The following is an 18784-nucleotide window of genomic DNA, read 5'->3' as shown; positions in this document are numbered from 1 at the left end:
CTACCCCCGAGCCCCCCCCGCCGCCCGCCCCCCCCCCCCCCGCGCGCCGGCGCGGGCCGCCCCCCCCCCCCCCGCCCCCCCCCCCGCCCCCCGCCCCCCCCGCCGCGCCCCCCCCCCCCCCCCCCCCCCCCCCCCCCCCCCCCCCCCCCGTCCGCGCATAAAAGCAGGTGAACGGGGGTGGCGACCCCCGGTAGGGTCCGGCGGGTGACGAACTGGCGTGAGATCTACGAGAACGACTGCGCGCTGCCCGCGGGGCCCGGGCTGGACGGGCTGGTCGCGGAGCTGGCGGAGGCCCTGGGGGACCCGGACCCGGAGGTCCGGGACGGTTACCCGTACGCGGTGCTGGCGGCCTGGATCGGGCGCGGGGTGATCGACGGCAAGCGGTGCCTGGCGCTCGGCGATCTGATGGTGGAACGTTTCGCCCATCCGCGGATCGAGGCCCGGACGTTCGCCCCGCTGGTCCTGGTGATGGTCGTGAACCAGGGCCACCTCAGGCCCGAGTGGATCGACGCGTTCGCCGACTGGTACCGCTCGGAGGCCGACCTGCGCGGCCGTGACGAGACGCTCGGCTGGCTGCACGCCGTGGCGCACGGCGCGGACCTGCTCGGGGCCTGCGGTCGGCGGCCCGAGGTCGACCCCGAACCGCTGCTGGCGCTCGCCGCGGAGCGCCTGCTCGTACCGACCGACTACCTGTTCGCCGAACGGGAGGACAACCGGCTCGCCAGGGCCCTCGCCCTCGTCCTCACCCGCCCCGACCTGACGCCGGAGCGGTCGACCGCCTGGCTGTCGACGGTGGGCGACGCATTCGTCGGGATGGAGCGCGGGCCGATGCCGGTCTGGGCCTCCAACACGGTCCGCACCCTGCTCGCCCTGTACGCCCTGGCGGACCTCGGGGTGCCCACGGAGCGCGGGGGGAACCCCGTCCCGCTGGCGCACGGCGCCGCGGTCAAGGCCCGGCTGGCCGAGGTCCTGCGTCCGGTGTTCCCGTACGCCTGAGACGGCGAGTGGCGGACGGCGGATGGCGGATGGCGGCCCCGGTGGCCTACGAAGGGCGGCGCCCCCAGCAGGTGACCATCATCCAGGCGGTGTCGCTGAAGGCCGGGTCGTCCAGGTGGGCGACGGCCGCCGTGATCTGCTCGGCGGTCATGAGCCCGGTGGCGATGAGCCCGGGGGTGGCCTGGGCGAAGCACCGGCGCCAGAACGCGTCCTCCTTCTCGTCCGTGCCGCACACGGCGACGCGGATGGTCATGCCGATGTCGGTGAGGCCGGAACGGGCCATGGCCGCGGGGATGCGGCGGGCCCAGGAGTGGTCGGTGCCGTGGGTCCGGGCCAGCAACTGCTGGCAGGCATCGAGCAGTTCGGCGAACCGCGGATAGGGGGAGGCGGCGGCCGGGAGGTAGGTGGGGTCCTCGACGACGAGCCGGCCCCCGGGCGCGAGCCAGCCGGCCATCCGGTCGAGTGCGAGCTGCGGGTCGGGGAGGTGGCCGAGCAGGGCCCGGGCGTGCACCAGGTCCTGGGAGCCCGCTGGGAAGTCGTCACGTGTCACGTCGTGCCGTGCGACCGTCAGGTTGGCCGGTGCGGGCGACGCGTCGAGGAGCGCGGTGTCGAGGTCGGTGGCCGTCACCCTGCCGTCGGGGCAGCGGGCGGCGAGCCAGCGGGCGATGGAACCGTGCCCGGCCCCGGCCTCGACGCAGTGCCAGTCCGCGGCGACGCCGAGCCGTTCGAGGACGGTGGTGGTGGTCGGGTCGCAGAGCTCCTCCAGCAGCCGCAGGCGCTCGAGTTCGCCCCGCGTGCCGTGGGCGAGGACGCCCTCCTGGTAGGCCGGGGCGTTCATCCCTGTTCTCCGTTCAGGTGCCGGGCCGGCCGTGCCGGGGTGGAGGCCAAATCACCCTGAAGATCATTTCGCCAGGGGTCCGTCGGCTCGCCGGAGGTCCGCCCGGCCCGCCGGGGTCCGCAGACCGCTCGGCCTGTGGCGGATGGTTCTCCATGAATCCCGATTGCTCCCAAGTGGCTGAATCGGAACGATTCTGTCCGGTCGTCAGCTGGTTGTGTGAGATCTGTGGTGCGAACTCGACCGTGTGTGGCGGGTCGCTGTTAGGCTGCGCGCCTGAATACGAACTCTCCACGATGTGACAGGACTTGGAAGAGAGGGTGAAGGGCTCCCGCCCTCTCACCACCGCCGCCGACACCCGAGGATGCGTGTGAGACCCGAAGACGTCCCCCTGCTGTTCCAGGAGTTGGCCCGCGAGTTCGCGGACGCGACCGGCATGTCGGTGGCGGCGACCGGGTCGTTGGCCCGCGGCGACCACCGCACCGGACCGGGCGGCGAGGTCCTCTCCAACCTCGACCTGGTCCACGTCGTGGCCGAGGACGCGGACGTGCTGGACGTCCGTGCCCTGGTGGGGCGGAGGATGCGGCGGATCGCCGACACCTTCCGGATCGAGACGACCTCCGTCATCGCCAGGCTGCCGGCGTTCCGGCAGGCGGGCCACGCCCACTACCGGATCAGCATGCGGCGCGAGTGGTTCTGCGACGGCCTCGGGCTCGGTCCTGAGGCCTTCGACGGCCCCGGCCGCGAGGAGGACGACCTGCGGACGGCGCTCGCCTGGATGATGCAGCCCGTCCCCTACTACCTGTCGAAGGCGACGGCCGTGGACCCGACGACCAACCTCGCCAAGGCCCGTAGGGCCGCGACGCGGCTGGCCGACCGGTTCGACCTGGCGGTTGTGCGCGACGGCCTCGACGACCTCCCGGGCACACTGCGCACCCTGATCGCCGAACACGGCGTCACCCCGCTGGAGTCCACGGCCCGTTACCTCGCGGCCCCCACCCACCCCGACATCGCGCAGCTCGTCCGCGACGCGGTCTTCGTCGAGAGCATGGGCCTGACCTCCGCCGACTCGATGGTCGTCCTGCTGCCGTCCGTCCCGAACTGACCAGCCCTTCCCGAACCGACCAGCCCCTCCCGAGCTGACTCGTCCGTCCCGAACTGACCCGTACCGGAGAACGCCCATGTCCACCCGGCAGCACGTGGAGATCCTGCCCCCGCACCCGCTGCGGGCCGGCTACGACCGGTCCCTGACCCGCGGCTCGATCGCCGACGACTTCCAACGGCGCCTGGAGCCAGGCAACTTCAACCCCGGCTACCTCGGCGCCCTGACCGAGCGGGTCGAGCGGGCGCTGGGCGAGGATCCGGCGGACGAGACCATGCGGTGGCGCCTGGCGTTCCTGCTGCTCCAGAACGACGCCACCGCGGCCGCCGTCGAGCGGGCCGAGGCCCTGCTCGCCGGAGCCACCCTCCCGCAGGCCGTCCGCCTCGCCCACCTGGTGGCCGGCATCCGCGGCCGGGCCGAGCTGCCGCGCACCGGCCGTCGGGTCCGGCGGGTCAACTGGTCGATCAACAACCGCTGTCCAATGTCCTGCCAGGGCTGCTACAACCCGTTCGCCGCGGAGCAGATCGACCTGGCCCAGGCGGACCTGATCATCGGGAAGCTGGCCGCGCACGGCACCACCGACCTGGTCCTGGCCGGCGGGGACCCGCTGCTCTGGCCGCCGATCTTCGACGTGGTCGACCACGCCGTCGAGGCCGGCCTCAAGGTCGGCCTCGACACCACCGGCTACACCCTCACCGCAGGGAAGCTCGCCCGGCTGCGCGGGCTGTCCTCGCTGCGGCTGCCGTTGGACGCCGTCACCGCGGACGTGCAGCGCGCCTTCCGGCGCAGCCCGGACGGCAACCTCCTGCGGGCGCTGCTGGACTCCCTCGACCTCTGCGACGCCGAGGGCTTCGACCGGGTGCGGGTGCACACCGTGGCGAGCGCCGAGAACCTCCACCAGCTGCCGGAGCTCGCGGCCGAGGTGATGTCCCACCCGTCGGTGGCCCAGTGGGTGATCTTCCAGTGGTGGGGCCGACGGGCCTCGCCGGCCACGGTCCGCCGGCTCGGGGTGGCGGTCGAGGAGGTCCGCGAGGTCGTGGAGGCGATCCGCCGGGACCACCCCGGCCGGGAGATCCACCTCGCGGAGAGCAGCCAGCGGGAGCTGCTGAACTGGATGATCCAGTCGAGCGGGCAGGTCGTCACCTTCGGGTCGGGCGCGGAGGAGGAGTTCATCCTGGGCAACCTGCTGACGGACGAGGTGGCGGAGATCCTGACCCACCCGATCCTGGACTTCGAGGCGATGTCCCGGGGGATCCCGGTCACCCCGGGGACCGTGTTCGGCCCGGCGGACGCCGTGCGGGGCTGACGCTCCCGACTGCCAGGCTGATAACGGAACGGTTGCGGAGCCCGCCATTCCCGTGCCCGGGGCTTGACGGCACGGGGAGGGCGGGCGTTTGCTGTGTCCGCTCGTTGGAACCTGTTTGGTTCTGGTTTGTTTTGTGTGTTTGAACGTTCAAAACAGTCGAGCTACCCCCGCTGCGCCCCCGTCACGCCCCATCACCCCCTCTGCACCACCTGCTCCCTCCGCACCACCCACCCCCTCCGCGCCACCCACCTCCTTCGCACCACAGCCTTCCGGCGCCACCCCACCGAGAGGAATGCAATGTCACACCTTTCCCGACGCGACCTTCTCCGCGCCTCCGGAGCCGGCCTGCTGGCCGTCGCCGCCGGCGGCACCCTCGCGGCCTGCGGCGGCGGCTCCGGCTCGGGAGGCGCCGCCGGCGGGGATGCCGACACCGGCACGATCACCGTCTGGTCCTGGGCCACCGCCGCCGACGCGCTGCGCGGGATCGTCCCGGCCTTCGAGAAGGACAACCCGGGGATCAAGGTCGACGTCCAGGACATCGGTGAGCCCGCCATCTGGGACAAGATCACCGTCGGCCTGGCGGCCGGCGGCCAGGGCCTCGGCGACGTCCTGCACATCGGCTGTGACTACCTGCCCGGCTACCAGGAGAAGTTCCCCGGCGGCCTGGCCGACCTCTCCGCGCTCGGCGCGGACGCCCACAAGGACAAGTTCGCCAAGGGCCTGTGGCCGGTCGTCAGCGGCAAGGACGGCCACGCCTACGCGCTGCCCTGGGAGGTCAACCCGCTCGGCTTCTTCTACCGCAAGGACTACTTCGACAAGGCGGGCATCGACCCCGAGACCCTCGCCACCTGGGACGACCTGATCGCCGTCGCGGACCGCTTCAAGGCCGCCAACCCCGGCGTCGCCCTGATCGGCGTGAACAAGGCCGCCAACCCCACCCCCGACCTGGACTTCCTCCAGGCGCTGATGCAGCTCCAGGGCGCCTTCTACTTCGACCTCCAGGGGAAGATCACCGTCGGCTCGGAGCCGGCCGTGCGCGCGATGACCATCATCAAGCGGCTGGACGAGGCCGGGCTGATCGGCGACACCCCCGGCGTCCAGAGCTGGCCGCCCGTGATGAAGACCGGCAAGCTCGCGGTGGCCGCGATGCCCGCCTGGGTCGCGCACTACCTGGAGAAGAAGTTCCCCGACCAGAGCGGCAACTGGCGCCTCACCAAGCCCCCGGCGGTCACCCCCGGCGGCAAGCGCACCGCCCTGGTCAACTCCACCCACCTGGCCGTCGCCGCCTCCAGCCCGCGCCGCCGGGCCGCCTGGAAGTTCGTCGAGTACGCCGTCACCCGCCCCGCCTCGGTGAACGCCATGTTCAACGCGGGCGGCGTCTTCCCCGCTCTCACCGAGGCCTACACCGACCCGCTGTACGCGGCGCCGAGCGCCTTCTACGGCGGCCAGCCGGTGCTCAGGACCTTCGCCGACCTCGCCACCGAGGGCGGTGACCCCACCAACTACTCCGGCGACTACGCCCGCGCCCTCAAGCTCGTCAGCGACGCCCAGACCAAGGTCCTGCTCAAGGGCGCCGACCCGGCCGCCGTCCTCCAGGACGCCGCCAAGCAGCTCGCCCAGCAGACGGGGCGCGGTATCGTATGAGTGCCGCCAGCCCGACCGCCTCCGGCGTCAACAGAAAGTCCGGCCCGACCGCCTCCGGCCTCAACGGAAAGCCCAGGCCGAGTCGTTGGCGCCGCCGCGCGGTGCCGTACCTGCTGCTCGCCCCGGCCCTGATCACCTTCGCCGTGTTCAAGGTCTACCCGATCGTCGACTCGCTGCTGCTGTCCTTCACCACCGGCGCCGGCAACGCCACCCGTAACGCCGGCCTCGCCAACTACCAGCGTCTGGTGGACGATCCGCTGTTCTGGACGGCCCTTCGCAACACCGGCGTGATCCTCGTCGTGCAGGTCCCGCTGATGCTCGGACTGGCCCTGCTGATGGCCGTCGGCATCAACTCCGCCCTGGTGCGCTGGCGTACGGTGTGGCGGCTCGGCGTCTTCATGCCCTCCGTCACCGGCCTGGTCGCCACCGGCGTGATCTTCGCCTACCTGCTCAAGGCCGACGACGGCGCGGTCAACTGGCTGCTGAACGCGGTCGGTCTGCCCTCCGTCGACTGGCTGGGCCAGCCCGTCTGGGCCCGGATGGCCGTCGTCGTCGTGCTCACCTGGCACTACACCGGCTACAACGCCGTCATCTACCTCGCCGGACTCCAGTCCATCCCACGGGAGTTGTACGAGGCCGCGATGGTCGACGGCGCCGGCCCGATCCGCCGGTTCACCTCGATCACCGTCCCCGCGCTGCGCCCGGTGCTGCTGTTCACCGTCGTGCTCTCCACCATCGGCACGCTCCAGCTCTTCGACGAGCCGTACGTGCTGACCGGCGGCGGGCCCGACAACGCCACCCTGACCGTCTCCATGTACCTGTACCAGAACGGCTTCCGGTTCTTCGACTTCGGCTACGCCTCAGCCATCGCCTACGCGCTCACCCTGCTGGTGTCGGTGCTCGGTGCCGTCCAGATGCGCCTGATGGGAGAGCGCGAGAAGTGACCCCCAAGACCGTTACCCCCACCGGTGCCGCCCCCGAGGGCACGACCCCCGAGGGCACGACCCCCGGGAGCGCGACCCCCCGGAGCGCGGCCCGCAGGAACCCGAATCCCCTCAAGAAGCTGCGCGGCTGGCCGCTGACCTTCCTCCTCGCCGGCGTCACCGGGCTGTCGATCGCCCCCTTCTACTGGCTGGTGGTCTCCTCCACCCGCAGGGACACCGAGGTCTTCGACTGGCCGCCCAAGCTGCTGCCCGGCGGGAGCCTCGGCGAGAACCTGAGCCACCTGGAGCAGAAGATCGGCCTGCTCCGGGTGGTCGGGAACTCCCTGCTGGTGGCGGGAGTCCAGACGATCGGCGCGCTGGTCGTGGCGCTGCTCGCGGGCTACGCCTTCGCCAAGTTCCGCTTCCGCGGCCGCACCCTGCTGTTCGCGCTGCTGCTCTCCACCCTCGTGGTGCCCGAACAGGTGCTGCTGGTACCGCTGTTCAAGATGATGATGAACTTCGGCCTGCTGGACACCTACCAGGCGCTGATCCTGCCGGGCCTGTGCGTGCCGTTCGCCATCTTCCTGATGCGGCAGTCACTGAGCAGCCTGCCGGACGAACTCCTGGACGCCGCCCGGGTCGACGGCGCGGGCGAGCTGCGGGTGCTGTTCAGCGTGGTGGTGCCGGTCATGCGGCCGGTGCTGGCGGCCCTGTCGATCTTCCTCTTCCTGGGCTCCTGGAACCAGTTCGTCTGGCCGCTGATCGCCCTGCGCAGCCCCGAGATGCACACCCTGCCGGTCGCCCTGGCGACGCTGCACGGCAACAAGTCCAACACCGACTACGGCGCGATCCTCTCCGGCACCGCGCTGTCCACCCTGCCGATGATGGTCCTCTTCCTGGTCCTCCAGCGGCAGTTCATCTCCGGCCTGCTGGCCGGCGCCACGAAGGGCTGAGCATGACCGAGACGAACGACGTCGCGGCCGAGGTCTGGGAGCCGCACGCCCCCACCGCCGCCGGGTCCCCGCGACCGCTGGACGCCGAAGGGCTGGACCTGCGGGTGAGCGGCACGGGCACGGTGCGCAGGATCGCCGACGGGGTGGTGGAGGTCAGCGCCGAGGGCACGGGCGAGGTGCGGATCGAGTGGCGGGTGCCCTGCGTCGACGCCACCGCCCTCTGGACCCCCGAGCCGCGCGGCACCGGGTGGCTGCCCGCCGCCTGGAGCGCCCCGCGCCGCACCTCGCTGGCCAACGGCGCGCCGATCGCCGCGCTGGTCGGCACCGGGGACGTCGCCCTGTGCGCCTTCGCCGCCTGGCGCCCGGACGTGCTGGCCGGGGCCGGTGTGGTCGAGGAGACCGGGGAGTTCCGGTTCTGGGCCCAGGCCGCCGACCGGCTCACCGTCCGGATCGACACCTCGCGCCGCCACTTCGGCCGCGCCCTGGCCGACCTCGCCGCCTGGTGGGGCGAGGGCCGCACCGCCGACATCCCGGAGGCCGCCCGCCGCCCCGCGTACTCCACCTGGTACTCGATGCACCAGGACATCACGCCCGAGGGCGTCGAGACCCAGGCCGCGCTCGGCAAGGAGCTGGGCCTGGACGTGATCATCGTGGACGACGGCTGGATGACCGCCGACCGCACCCGCGGCTACGCCCACTGCGGCGACTGGGAGCCGGTCTCGCTGCCCGACACCGCCGACCACGTCCGGCGGGTGCACGACCTCGGCGTGCGCTACATGCTCTGGTACGCGCTGCCGTTCATCGGCAAGGACAGCGCCGCGTACAAGGAGATCGGCCACCTCGCGCTGGCCGACGTCGCCCACATGGGCGCGATCGTCGCCGACCCGCGCCACCCCGAGGTCCGGGCCTTCCTCACCGACCGGCTCGCCCGGGCCGTCGAGGAGTGGGGCATGGACGGCCTCAAGGTGGACTTCGTCGACTGGTTCGCCCGTGCCGCCGAGAGCGCCGACGCCCCGCCGGCCCGCCCCGGTGCGGACTGCGCGAGCGTCGAGGAGGGCGTGGAACGGCTGCTCGCCGCGATCCGCGGCCGGATCACCGCCGCGAACCCGGAGGCGATGATCGAGCACCGCCAGCCGTACGTCAGCCCCGGCCTGTGGCCGTACGCCACCATGATCCGCGCCACCGACTGCCCGCTCAGCCCGCAGGAGAACCGGCAGCGGACCATCGACGTGCGGCTGGCCGCCGGGCCCGTCCCGGTCCACGCCGACATGCTGATGTGGCACTCCGGCGAGCCGGCCGAGCAGGTCGCCTGCCATCTGATCAACGTGCTGTTCTCGGTGCCGCAGGTCTCCGTGGACCTCGCCGCGCAGAGCGAGGGCCAGCGCGAGGCGATCGCCTTCTGGCTGGGCGTCTTCCGCGAGCACACCGCCACCCTCCAGCTCGGCGAACTGCTCCCGGCCCGCCCGGACCTCGGCTACCCGATGGTCACCGCGCGCGGCACCGACACCGTCGCCGTGGCCCGGTACGCCGCGCTGCCGGTGGACGCCTCCGGCGAGGACTGGCGCACCCTGCTGGTGGCCAACGCCGACGCCGACCCGGACGTCCGGCTCACCGGCGGCCGCGGGCAGGTGGCGGTGACGGTGCGGGACGCCCGGGGGCGTATCGTCCGGCAGGGCGAGGTCGAGCTGGACCGGGCGGACACGATCCCCGTGCCGCGCGGCGGGCTGCTGACCCTGCGCCGGGCCTGACGCCGTGTCGGGCCTGCCTCCGCGCCGAGCCCGACCCGTTCGGGGCTCGGGCGGGGCACCGGCGCCCGTCCCGAGCCCCCGACCACCCCTGGAGAACCGCATGCCCGACGGACCGCACCGGCCGCGCCGCGGCGCCACCACGATCGAGGAGGTGGCCCGGGCGGCCGGGGTCTCCCGGCAGACCGTCTCCAACACGCTCAACGCGCCGCACCGGGTCCGCCCGGAGACGCTGGAGCGGGTGAACACGGCGATCCGCGAACTCGGCTACCAGCCCGACCAGTCGGCGCGCTCGCTGCGCAGCGGCGCCCGGCGCACCATCGGCTACCTCGCCCCGGTGGACGACCCGCTCGACCCCAACCCGCTGATGGCCGGCTTCCTGGAGGCCCTGGTCGACGCGGCCGGGGCGGCCGGGCAGCGGGTGCTGCTGTTCCGCCCCGGGCAGGGCACGGCCGACCCGGTGGCCGCGATCGACGAACTGGTCGCGGCCCGCCAGGTGGACGGGCTGGTGCTGGCCGACGTGCTGCGCGAGGACGTCCGGATCGCCCATGTGGCCCGGCTCGGCGTCCCGTTCGTCAGCTTCGGACGGACCGGGCCCGCGCAGCCGCAGTGCTGGGTGGACATCGGCAACGAGACGGCGATGGCCGACGTGGTGCGGCACCTCGCGGCGCTCGGCCACCGCCGGATCGGCTACCTCGGGGCCGCCGAGGAACTGCCCTGGATGGCGGCGCGGCGGGCCGGCTTCCTGGCCGAGGCGCACCGGCTGGGCCTGTCCGCGGTGGCGACGGGTGCCGCCGAGGCGGGCTTCTCCGGGACGGCCGCGGGCTCGGCGGTGGCCTCCGTACGGGCGCTGCTGCGCGGGCCCGACCGGCCCACTGCCTTCGCGGCCGGCGACGACCTGCTGGCGCTGGACGTCTACGAGGCCGTCCGGGCGGAGGGGTTGGTGGTCGGGCCCGGCGGGGTGGCGGTCACCGGCTTCCACGACACGCCGCTCTGCCGGCACCTCCACCCGGCGCTGACCTCGGTCCGGCTGCCGCTGCGGGCGATCGCCACCGCGATGGTCGGCCGGCTGCTGGACCGGGTGCGCGGGGAGGCGGCACCGGCCGAGGGGCTGGAGCTGCCCACCGAGCTGGTGGTGCGGGGGAGTTCGGGCCGGTCCGGCGGGGCGGAACCGTCCGGCTGGTCGGGCTGGTTCGGTTAGCGGGTCGGTCGGCCGGTCCGGTTCGGTCAGCTGGGCCGGTCCGTGCGCTCGGCCGTCGCCGCCACGATCAGCTCGCCGACCAGTCCGGCGGCGGCCGCCCGCTGCTCGGCGGACAGGCCGTCGTCGGTGACCAGGACGTCCAGCTGGTCCAGGTCGGCGAAGGAGGCCAGGCCGACCGCGTTCCACTTGGTGTGGTCGGCCACCACGACCACCCGGCGGGCCGAGCGCAGGAAGGTGCGGTTGGTCTCCGCCTCGGCCAGGTTCGGGGTGGTCAGTCCGGCCTCGGGGGAGAGGCCGTGGCAGCCCAGGATCAGCAGGTTGACGTGCAGGGAGCGGATCGCCTGGTCGGCCACCGGCCCGACCAGGGCGTCCGAGGGGGTCCGCACCCCGCCGGTGCGGATCACCGTGGCGGTGGCCGGGGTCCCGTCCTCGGCGGGCTGCTCCAGCAGCTCGGCGATCCGCAGCGAGTTGGTCACCACGGTGAGGCCCTCGACGGCGCGCAGGTGCCGGGCGACCGCGAAGGTGGTCGTCCCGCCGGCCAGCCCGACCGCCGAACCCGGTGGGACCAGCGCGGCGGCGGCCCGGGCGATCGCGTCCTTGGCGGGCAGCTCCCAGTGCGCCTTGGTCTCGAACCCGGGTTCGCCGGTGGCCGGCGCCTCGACCCGGACGGCGCCGCCGTGCACCTTGTGCACCAGGCCGCGGCGGGCCAGCGCGTCCAGGTCGCGGCGCACGGTCATGTCGGAGACCCCGAGGTCGCGGACCAGTTCGGTGACCCGGACCCCGCCGCGCGCGCGGATCTGCTCCAGGATCAGCACGCGGCGCTGTCCGGCGAGTGGTTGGGCGCTGTCAGCCATCGGGAGGCCTCCTTCGTCCACTGCTGGTGAGTGGTACTGGTGGATAATGTTTGAGATTGTAGCTTTCTGTTGATTCCCCATCGATTCCGGGGATCCTCATCGATCCCCGTCGATCCCACGATTCCAATGGCTTCACTCGGAGGAAGAAGGGCCATGCCCGGGACGTCCCTGACCCAGCCCACCACCGTCAGGACCGTGACCACGCTCGCGGACGGTCGGCAGCTGATCTACTACGACAGCGGTGCCGCCGACCCCCGGGGCGCGGTGGACGAACGGCCGCTCGACCCGCAGGTCCCCGGCTCCGAGGTCCGGCTGGACCCGGCCACCGGCGACTGGGTCACCATCGCGGCCCACCGCCAGGCGCGCACCTACCAGCCGCCGGCCGAGGAGTGCCCGCTCTGCCCGTCCCGGGACGGGCGGCTCAGCGAGATCCCGGCCGGGGACTACCAGGTGGCCGTCTTCGAGAACCGCTTCCCCTCGCTCGCCGGCGAGCCCGCGGAGCCCGTCCGGGCGGCCGAGGGCCTGTGGACCAGCGGTCCGGGCACCGGACGCTGCGAGGTGGTCTGCTTCACCGCCGACCACGACGCCTCCTTCGCCGACCTCACCCCCGAACGCGCCCGGCTGGTCCTGGACGCCTGGACCGACCGCACCGCCGAACTCTCCGCCCTGCCCGGCGTGCGGCAGGTCTACTGCTTCGAGAACCGGGGCGCCGAGATCGGCGTCACCCTCGCCCACCCGCACGGCCAGATCTACGCCCTGCCCTTCACCACCCCGCGCACCGCCCGGATGGCCGCCCGCGCCGCCGAACACCGCGCCGGAACCGGCCGCAACCTCTTCGAGGACCTGCTCGCCGCCGAACGCGCCCACGGCGAGCGCGTCGTGCTCGCCGGGACGCACTGGACGGCCTTCGTCCCCTTCGCCGCCCGCTGGCCGTACGAGGTCCACCTGTACCCGCACCGCAGGGTGCCCGACCTGACCGCCCTGGACGCCGACCAGCGGGACGAATTCCCCTCCCTCTACCTGGAGTTGCTGCGCCGCTTCGACCGGCTCTTCGGTGCCGGCCGCACCCCGTACATCTCCGCCTGGCACCAGGCCCCCGCCGGGCAGCGGGACGAACTCGCCCTGCACCTGGAGCTGTTCACCATCCGCCGCACCGCCGACAAGCTCAAGTACCTGGCCGGGGTGGAGTCCGGCATGGACGCCTTTGTCAACGACGTCACCCCCGAGGACGCGGCCCGCCGGCTGCGGGAGGTCGCTGGAGCATGAGTACCTTCACGGAGCTGTACGGTCGACCCGCCGAGGGGGAGTGGGCCGCCCCCGGCCGGGTCAACCTGATCGGCGAACACACCGACTACAACCTGGGGTTCGTCCTCCCGATCGCCCTGCCGCAGACCGTCCGCGCCCAGGCCGCCCGCCGGGAGGACGGGCTGCTGCGGCTCTGGTCCGCCCAGGGCGGTGAGCTCGTCACGCTCCCGGTCGACGACCTCGCCCCCGGCTCGGTGCCTGGCTGGGCCGGCTACCCGGCCGGGGTGGTGTGGGCGCTGCGCGAGGCCGGGCACCCGGTCGGCGGGGCGGACCTCCGGCTGGACAGCGACGTGCCCAGCGGCGCCGGGCTCTCCTCCTCGGCCGCACTGGAGTGCGTCGTCGCCGCCGCCTACAACGACCTGTACGGGCTGGGGATCCCGGCCGCGGAACTGGCGGTGCTGGCCCAACGCGCCGAGAACGCCTTCGTCGGCGTGCCCTGCGGGATCATGGACCAGATGGCCTCGACCTGCTGCCGCCCCGGGGCCGCGCTGTTCCTGGACAGCCGGGACCTGACGATGCGTCAGGTGCCGTTCGACCTCGCAGGCGCCGGCCTCGCCCTGCTGGTCCTGGACACCCGGGTGAAGCACGACCTCGGCGACGGCGCCTACGCCGCGCTACGGGCCGGCTGCGAACGGGCGGCCGCCCTGCTCGGGCTGCCCGCGCTGCGCTCGCTCCAGCCGTCCGCACTGGCCGACGCGCTCACCCGACTGCCCTCGGAGCTGGTTCCGCTGGTACGGCACGTGATCACCGAGAACGCCCGGGTGGAGGCCGCCGTCGCCCACCTGGACGCCGGCGACCTCGCCGCGCTCGGCCCGATCCTCACCGCCGGGCACGCCTCGCTGCGCGACGACTACCGGGTCTCCTGCCCGGAGACCGACCTCGCCGTCGAGGCCGCCCTGGCCGCCGGCGCCCACGGCGCGCGGATGACCGGCGGCGGTTTCGGCGGCTCGGTCATCGCCCTGGTGGACGCGGCCGCGGCGGAGCGCGTCGCCGCCGAGGTCACCGCCGCGTTCCGCGACGCCGGGTACGCCGAGCCACGCACCCTCACCGCCGTCCCGGCGGAGGGGGCGCGCCGGGTCGGCTGAGCCACGCCCGGTGGGCGGGCCGGCTGGGCCGAGTCAGGCCTGGTGGGCAGCGGGCTCGACTGAGCCACGCCCGGTGGGCGCGCCGGTTCGGCCGAGTCAGGCCCGGTGGGCAGCGGGCTCGACTGAGCCACGCCCGGTGGGCGCGCCGGTTCGGCCGAGTCAGGCCCGGTGGGCGGCCGGGCGCTCCGGGGAGGCCTCCGCGAGCGCCCGGGTGACGGCGTCGACGCCCGCGCGCAGCCCGTACACCGGGGTGGCCGGCTGCTGCCGCCAGGACTCGTCGATCCCGCCCGCGTCCACGGTGTCGAAGCCCAACTCGTCGACCAGCGCCCGGACCACCCGCTTGGCCGCCTCGTCGTCCGAGGCGACCGGCACGGCGAGGCGCTCGGGGTCGCCCGCCGGGCGCGGGCGCTCCAGCAGGTCCTGGGCGTACGTGCCGTTGAACACCTTCACCACCCCGTGCCCGAGGTGCTGCTCCGTCCAGCGGCTCTCGGTCAGCCCGCCGTCCTCGATCGCGTCGATCCGGCCGTCGCGCTCCTTCGGGTAGTAGTTGCCGGTGTCGATCACCGCGACGCCCTCGGCCGCGCCGTCCAGCAGCCCGGCGGGCAGGTCCGGCACGTTCTTCAGCGGCACCGTCACCACCACGACCTGGGCGCCCCGCGCGGCCTCGGAGACCGTCACCGCCGTCGCCCCGGTCTCCTCGACCAGCGCCTTGAGCGTCTCCGGGCCACGCGAGTTGGCCACCGAGACCTCGTGCCCCAGCGTCGTCAGCCGCCGCGTCAGGTTGCCGCCGATGTTGCCCGCGCCGATAATGCCGATCTTCATGGGAAGTCCTTCTTCGCGAGTGCTGTTTGGGACGTTCGCCTTGGCCCAACCACCAGGAGACCGCCCCGGATTCCCGATCGGCAGGGTGGTTTTCCCGGACCCACGGTCGAGGCGGGCCTGGTGCCGCCCCGGCGCCCGCCGCGAGGGTGGACGCCATGAACAGCACTCCGTCCCACTCCACCGTCCTCGTCACCGGCGGCACCAGCGGCATGGGCTTCGCCACCGCCCGCCACCTCCTCGCCGCCGGCGCCAGGGTCGTCATCACCGGCCGTGGCGACACCCGGCTCGCCCGCGCCGCGGCGCGGCTCGACGCCGGCGACCGCCTGCTCACCGTCCGCGCCGACGCCTCCGTCCCCGCGGACCTCGCCCGGCTGGCCGACACCGTGCGGGAGCGCCACGGCCGGCTCGACGGCGTGTTCGCCAACGCGGGTGTGGCCGGCTTCCAGCCGGCCGGCGAGGTGACGGAGGCCGAGTTCGACCGGATGGTCGCCACCAACCTCAAGGGCGTCTTCTTCACCGTCCAGCACGCTCTGCCGCTGCTGGACGCCGCCGGCGGCGGATCCGTCGTCCTGAACGCCTCCTGGACCCCGCACCGCGGCCTGCCCGGCGCCGCCGTCTACGCCGCCACCAAGGCCGCCGTGCTCAGCCTCGCCCGCACTCTCGGCAGCGAACTCGCCGGGCGCGGCATCCGGGTCAACTCGGTCAGCCCCGGCTACATCGTCACCGAGATGTTCCACGCCGCCGTCCCGGACCCGGCCGACCACGAGCCGATCCGCGACCAGGTCCCGCTCGGGCGGCTGGGCACCGCCGAGGACATCGCCGAGACCGTCGCCTTCCTGCTCTCCGACCGCTCCTCGTACATCACCGGGCAGGACATCGTGATCGACGGCGGCCTCGTCCCGGCCTTCCCGTCGCTGACCGGCTGACCGGATGACCGGCTGAGCGGCCGGGCGCCCCGCCGTGCCTGGTCCTGACAGGGCCAGGCACGGCGCCGCCCGTCCGGGTGAGAATCACCGGTGTGAACCCGAGCAGCGCCCTGAGCGAATTCCTCCGCACCCGTCGCGCCGGCCTGCGGCCCGAGGACGTCGACCTCCCCGACTACGGCGGCCGCCGCCGCGTCGCCGGACTGCGCCGCGAGGAACTCGCCCACCTCGCCGGGGTCAGCGTCGACTACTACACCCGTCTCGAACAGGGCCGCGTCGGCAACCCGTCCGACGCCGTCCTCGACGCCGTCGCCCGCGCCCTGCGCCTGGCCCCCGACGAGTCCGGCCACCTCCACCGCCTCGCCCGCCCCACGGCCCGGCCCCGCCGCCGCCCCGTCGCCCGCCAGCAGCCGCGCCCCTCACTGCTGCACCTGCTGCGGCAGCTCCACGACACCCCGGCCGTGGTGATGGGCCACCGGATGGACGTCCTGGCCTGGAACCCCGCCGCCGTCGCCCTGTTCGGCGACTACGGCGCCCTGCCCGTCGAGGACCGCAACATCGCCCGCATCACCTTCCTCGACCCGGCCTCCCGCGAGCTCTACGCCGACTGGGCCGCCTGCGCCCGCGAGAACGTCGCCTTCCTCCACCTGGAGGCCGGCCGCCGCCCCGACGACCCGCTGCTCGCCGAACTGATCGGCCGACTCTGCCTGGGCAGCGAGGAGTTCCAGCGGATGTGGGCCGAACACCCGGTCGCCGACAAGACCTCGGGCCGCAAGTCCTTCCGCCACCCGTTCGCGGGGACCCTGGACCTCGCCTACGACACCCTCCGGCCGGCCGACGACCCGGGCCAGGCCCTGGTCACCTACACGGCGGACCCGGGCTCGGCCTCGGACGACGGGCTGCGGCTGCTGCTGTCCTGGGCGGCGTCGGGCTGAGGTTCCGGGGTCAGAGCACGCAGGTTGCCCATGGCCAGCACGGTGTCCGGATGGTCCGGGCCGAGAACCCGGTCCAGATCCGCCACGGCCTGCCGGAGCATCTCCAGCGCCTGGTCCCGGAGTCCGACCTCCCAGTACATGGTGGCGAGGTTGTTGCGGGCCATGAGGGTTTCGGGGTGGTCCACGTCGAGGATGCGTCGGCGGTCCGCGAGTACCTGTTCCAGGAGGTTGATGGCGACGTCGACGTGGCCGGTCTCCGACCTGATGACGGCGACGTTCTGGCGGGCGACGAGGGTGTCGGGATGGTCGTTGCCGAGGACGCGCCGACGGTCGGCGAGGACCTGTTCCAGGAGGTTGACGGCGTCGTCGGTACGTCCGGCGTCCCGGTAGGCAGTGGCGAGGTTGTTGCGGGTGGTGAGGGTGCTGGGGTGGTCGGGGCCGAGGATGCGTTGGCGATCTGCGAGGACCTGTTCCTGGAGGCGAATAGCGTCGTCGGTGTGTCCGGCGTCCGAGTAGGCGGCGGCGAGGTTGTTACGGGACGTAAGGGTGTTTCGGTGGTCGATCCCGAGGACTCGCTCGCTCGCGGCGGCAAGACCGCTCCAGTACTGAACGCTACTGGTGTACAGGCCTGCCTCGATGAGGCTGATTCCGAAACTGAACAGCAGCTGGTGAATTCCCGTCAACGGCTGAACCAGGTCGGCGCCGCTGTGCCCGGCGAGGACATCGGTGTTGGCCCGGAGCGTCGCGGCCAAGTCCGGCGCAGTGTAATCCGCACTCGGCCACAGTTCGACGAGGGCATCGGCAGCCGCGAGGCCGGCTTCCGGCGTACCGGGACCGATGTCCAGGGCGGCACGCGCCGTGAGCGCGTGCAGCGTCACCTCCCGGTCGGCCGTCTCGGTGAGCGTGACGAGGCTGTAGTTGTGCAGCACGGCGAGCGCGTCCAGCGCGTCGTCGGCCGTGACCGGCCCGCCGCGAACCCTGCCGAGGTGCTCCAGCACCGCCTCCGTGCCCCACAGCTCCTGCGGATGCCCGGCCGGGTCGAGCAGTGCCGCCAACCCGAGGACCGGCCCCGCCAGGCCGACCGGCTCCTCCTGCTGCGCCTCGTCGAGGGCCAGCAGCAGCGCCGCCGTCACCGGTCCCCGGTAGCCGTCCGCGCCGGAACGGGCGGGCAGGACGGTGTCCAGGCTGCGCGAGCGGTCGCGGAACAGCTCCAGGTAACGGCCGCAGCTGCGCCGGGTGTTGACCATGTAGGCGGCCGCGTGGGCGAGCGCGAGCGGCAGGTGGCCCAGCTCCTCGGCGAGCTCGCCCGCGTGCTCGTCCAGGAACCGGGAGCACTTCGCGCGCTCCAGCCGCTCGCTCAGGTAGGCAAGGGACTCGGCTTCGGAGTACGTACTGACCTCGACGAGCCGCCGGTCGCCACCCGTACTGGCGGCGCCCCGGTGCCGGGTGGTCGCGATGACCCGGCCGCGCCCGCCCCGGCTGGTGACCGGCCACAGCTCCTCGGGGGTGTGCTCGGTGGTGTTGTCGAGGACGACCAGCCAGCCCCGCTCCGTGGCCGCGAGCCAGGACAGGAACCGCTCCGCGTCCTGCTCCGCCGCCTCCCCACTCGCCCCGGGAACCTGAACCGCCACGGCGGCCCGCGCGTACAGGTCGGTCACGGCGGACGGCTCGGCCGCGTCGGCCCACAGCACCAGGTCGGTGCCCGCCTCGACGGCCTCCCGCGCGTAGTGCGCCGCGAGCTGCGACTTCCCGACACCGCCACCGCCCGCCAGCACCTGGCTGAGCACGACCGTCCCGTACTCCCCGCGCGCCTCGTCGATCGCCTGCCGCAGCTCCGCCCGGGGCTGGAAGGCGGTCGCCTTCGGCGGGATCCGCCCGACCACCACCGGCCACCGCACCTTGGCACCGGCCGGCGCCGCGTACTGGTGGACGGTCATCTCCCCGGCCTGGAAGGCACTGCCGTGCACGGTGGCACTGCCGTCGATCCCGTTCCTGACCTGCCAGCCCTGCACCTGCTCGCCCCCACCGCCCGACCCGCCGAACCGGCCTCCATTATGGGAGCCGAAACGGCAGCGCCGTGGGGGCCCCCCCCCCGGGGGGGGGGGCGGGGCGGGGGGGGCCGGGGGGGGGCGGGCGGGGGGGGGCCGGGGCGGGG

At 73.7% G+C, this 18784-nt stretch carries 16 protein-coding genes; 12 read left to right on the top strand and 4 right to left on the bottom strand.

The features are described from left to right. Positions 1–204 precede the first annotated feature (204 nt). Positions 205–996 carry a DUF2785 domain-containing protein gene (locus ACGF0D_RS31065; protein WP_392921840.1) on the top strand — a complete coding sequence of 264 codons (792 nt, stop codon included), beginning with the start codon at positions 205–207 and terminating at the stop codon, positions 994–996. Between the two features lie 46 nt (positions 997–1042). Here ACGF0D_RS31065 and ACGF0D_RS31060 read toward each other — a convergent pair whose 3' ends face one another. Further along, positions 1043–1834, bottom strand: a complete 792-nt coding sequence (locus ACGF0D_RS31060; protein WP_392921837.1) for a class I SAM-dependent methyltransferase — start codon at positions 1832–1834, stop codon at positions 1043–1045. 367 nt (positions 1835–2201) lie between these two features. Between ACGF0D_RS31060 and ACGF0D_RS31055 the strand changes: the two genes are divergently transcribed. The 7 genes from ACGF0D_RS31055 to ACGF0D_RS31025 all read left to right on the top strand — a co-directional run bounded on the left by ACGF0D_RS31055 (position 2202) and on the right by ACGF0D_RS31025 (position 10705). Then, positions 2202–2936, top strand: coding sequence for a hypothetical protein (locus ACGF0D_RS31055; protein WP_392880143.1), 735 nt, complete (start codon positions 2202–2204; stop codon positions 2934–2936). A 76-nt stretch (positions 2937–3012) separates the two neighbouring features. Then, entirely contained in the window at positions 3013–4239 is a 1227-nt protein-coding gene (locus tag ACGF0D_RS31050) for a radical SAM protein (protein WP_392880141.1), read from the top strand. A 297-nt stretch (positions 4240–4536) separates the two neighbouring features. Next, a complete protein-coding gene (locus tag ACGF0D_RS31045) occupies positions 4537–5883 on the top strand; it encodes an extracellular solute-binding protein (RefSeq protein WP_392921835.1) in 1347 nt (448 codons plus the stop codon). Next, positions 5880–6827 carry a carbohydrate ABC transporter permease gene (locus ACGF0D_RS31040; protein WP_392880136.1) on the top strand — a complete coding sequence of 316 codons (948 nt, stop codon included), beginning with the start codon at positions 5880–5882 and terminating at the stop codon, positions 6825–6827. The genes ACGF0D_RS31045 and ACGF0D_RS31040 overlap by 4 nt, the downstream gene beginning before the upstream one ends. Beyond that, positions 6824–7759, top strand: coding sequence for a carbohydrate ABC transporter permease (locus ACGF0D_RS31035; protein WP_392921833.1), 936 nt, complete (start codon positions 6824–6826; stop codon positions 7757–7759). Before ACGF0D_RS31040 ends, ACGF0D_RS31035 begins: the two co-directional genes overlap by 4 nt. 2 nt (positions 7760–7761) lie before the next feature. After that, the gene (locus ACGF0D_RS31030) at positions 7762–9507 is read left to right on the top strand and encodes a glycoside hydrolase family 36 protein (protein WP_392921831.1); all 1746 of its coding nucleotides are present in this window, start codon (positions 7762–7764) and stop codon (positions 9505–9507) included. A gap of 100 nt (positions 9508–9607) precedes the next feature. After that, positions 9608–10705 carry a LacI family DNA-binding transcriptional regulator gene (locus tag ACGF0D_RS31025; RefSeq protein ID WP_392921828.1) on the top strand — a complete coding sequence of 366 codons (1098 nt, stop codon included), beginning with the start codon at positions 9608–9610 and terminating at the stop codon, positions 10703–10705. A gap of 26 nt (positions 10706–10731) precedes the next feature. Here the strand turns inward: ACGF0D_RS31025 and ACGF0D_RS31020 are convergent, their stop codons facing one another. After that, complete coding sequence (locus ACGF0D_RS31020) at positions 10732–11559, bottom strand: DeoR/GlpR family DNA-binding transcription regulator (protein WP_392921825.1); 828 nt, start codon at positions 11557–11559, stop codon at positions 10732–10734. Positions 11560–11712: 153 nt separating this feature from the next. Here ACGF0D_RS31020 and galT point away from each other — a divergent pair, with 153 nt between their 5' ends. Next, entirely contained in the window at positions 11713–12825 is a 1113-nt protein-coding gene (galT, locus tag ACGF0D_RS31015) for a galactose-1-phosphate uridylyltransferase (protein ID WP_392880126.1), read from the top strand. Continuing rightward, on the top strand, positions 12822–13949 hold the full coding sequence (gene galK / locus ACGF0D_RS31010) for a galactokinase (protein ID WP_392921822.1): 1128 nt from the start codon (positions 12822–12824) through the stop codon (positions 13947–13949). Before galT ends, galK begins: the two co-directional genes overlap by 4 nt. A 159-nt stretch (positions 13950–14108) precedes the next feature. Here galK and ACGF0D_RS31005 read toward each other — a convergent pair whose 3' ends face one another. Further along, positions 14109–14771: an NADPH-dependent F420 reductase gene (locus ACGF0D_RS31005; RefSeq protein WP_392921819.1), complete on the bottom strand. Its 663-nt coding sequence runs from the start codon at positions 14769–14771 to the stop codon at positions 14109–14111. 155 nt (positions 14772–14926) lie between these two features. On the opposite strand from ACGF0D_RS31005, the gene ACGF0D_RS31000 reads away from it, so the two are divergent. Both ACGF0D_RS31000 and ACGF0D_RS30995 read left to right on the top strand, forming a co-directional pair. Next, positions 14927–15697: an SDR family NAD(P)-dependent oxidoreductase gene (locus tag ACGF0D_RS31000; protein WP_392921817.1), complete on the top strand. Its 771-nt coding sequence runs from the start codon at positions 14927–14929 to the stop codon at positions 15695–15697. Positions 15698–15789: 92 nt separating this feature from the next. Then, positions 15790–16629, top strand: coding sequence for a helix-turn-helix domain-containing protein (locus ACGF0D_RS30995; RefSeq protein WP_392921814.1), 840 nt, complete (start codon positions 15790–15792; stop codon positions 16627–16629). Here ACGF0D_RS30995 and ACGF0D_RS30990 read toward each other — a convergent pair. After that, complete coding sequence (locus tag ACGF0D_RS30990; RefSeq protein ID WP_392921811.1) at positions 16557–18641, bottom strand: tetratricopeptide repeat protein; 2085 nt, start codon at positions 18639–18641, stop codon at positions 16557–16559. The two genes, ACGF0D_RS30995 and ACGF0D_RS30990, sit on opposite strands and share 73 nt — an antisense overlap. Positions 18642–18784 lie beyond the last annotated feature (143 nt).

Origin of the sequence: Kitasatospora sp. NPDC048298 (assembly GCF_043201465.1) — a bacterium.
In the GTDB taxonomy this organism is placed as follows: domain Bacteria; phylum Actinomycetota; class Actinomycetes; order Streptomycetales; family Streptomycetaceae; genus Kitasatospora.
This window is presented reverse-complemented; position numbering and strand designations above follow the sequence as displayed.

Excerpts from the sequence above, each read along its gene's own strand:
- ACGF0D_RS31005 (WP_392921819.1), bottom strand. The coding sequence starts at position 14,771 with ATGAAGATCGGCATTATCGGCGCGGGCAACATCGGCGGCAACCTGACG.
- galK (WP_392921822.1), top strand. The coding sequence starts at position 12,822 with ATGAGTACCTTCACGGAGCTGTACGGTCGACCCGCCGAGGGGGAGTGG.
- ACGF0D_RS31025 (WP_392921828.1), top strand. The coding sequence starts at position 9,608 with ATGCCCGACGGACCGCACCGGCCGCGCCGCGGCGCCACCACGATCGAG.
- ACGF0D_RS31000 (WP_392921817.1), top strand. The coding sequence starts at position 14,927 with ATGAACAGCACTCCGTCCCACTCCACCGTCCTCGTCACCGGCGGCACC.
- ACGF0D_RS31045 (WP_392921835.1), top strand. The coding sequence starts at position 4,537 with ATGTCACACCTTTCCCGACGCGACCTTCTCCGCGCCTCCGGAGCCGGC.
- ACGF0D_RS31020 (WP_392921825.1), bottom strand. The coding sequence starts at position 11,559 with ATGGCTGACAGCGCCCAACCACTCGCCGGACAGCGCCGCGTGCTGATC.
- ACGF0D_RS31030 (WP_392921831.1), top strand. The coding sequence starts at position 7,762 with ATGACCGAGACGAACGACGTCGCGGCCGAGGTCTGGGAGCCGCACGCC.
- ACGF0D_RS31040 (WP_392880136.1), top strand. The coding sequence starts at position 5,880 with ATGAGTGCCGCCAGCCCGACCGCCTCCGGCGTCAACAGAAAGTCCGGC.
- ACGF0D_RS31050 (WP_392880141.1), top strand. The coding sequence starts at position 3,013 with ATGTCCACCCGGCAGCACGTGGAGATCCTGCCCCCGCACCCGCTGCGG.
- ACGF0D_RS31060 (WP_392921837.1), bottom strand. The coding sequence starts at position 1,834 with ATGAACGCCCCGGCCTACCAGGAGGGCGTCCTCGCCCACGGCACGCGG.
- galT (WP_392880126.1), top strand. The coding sequence starts at position 11,713 with ATGCCCGGGACGTCCCTGACCCAGCCCACCACCGTCAGGACCGTGACC.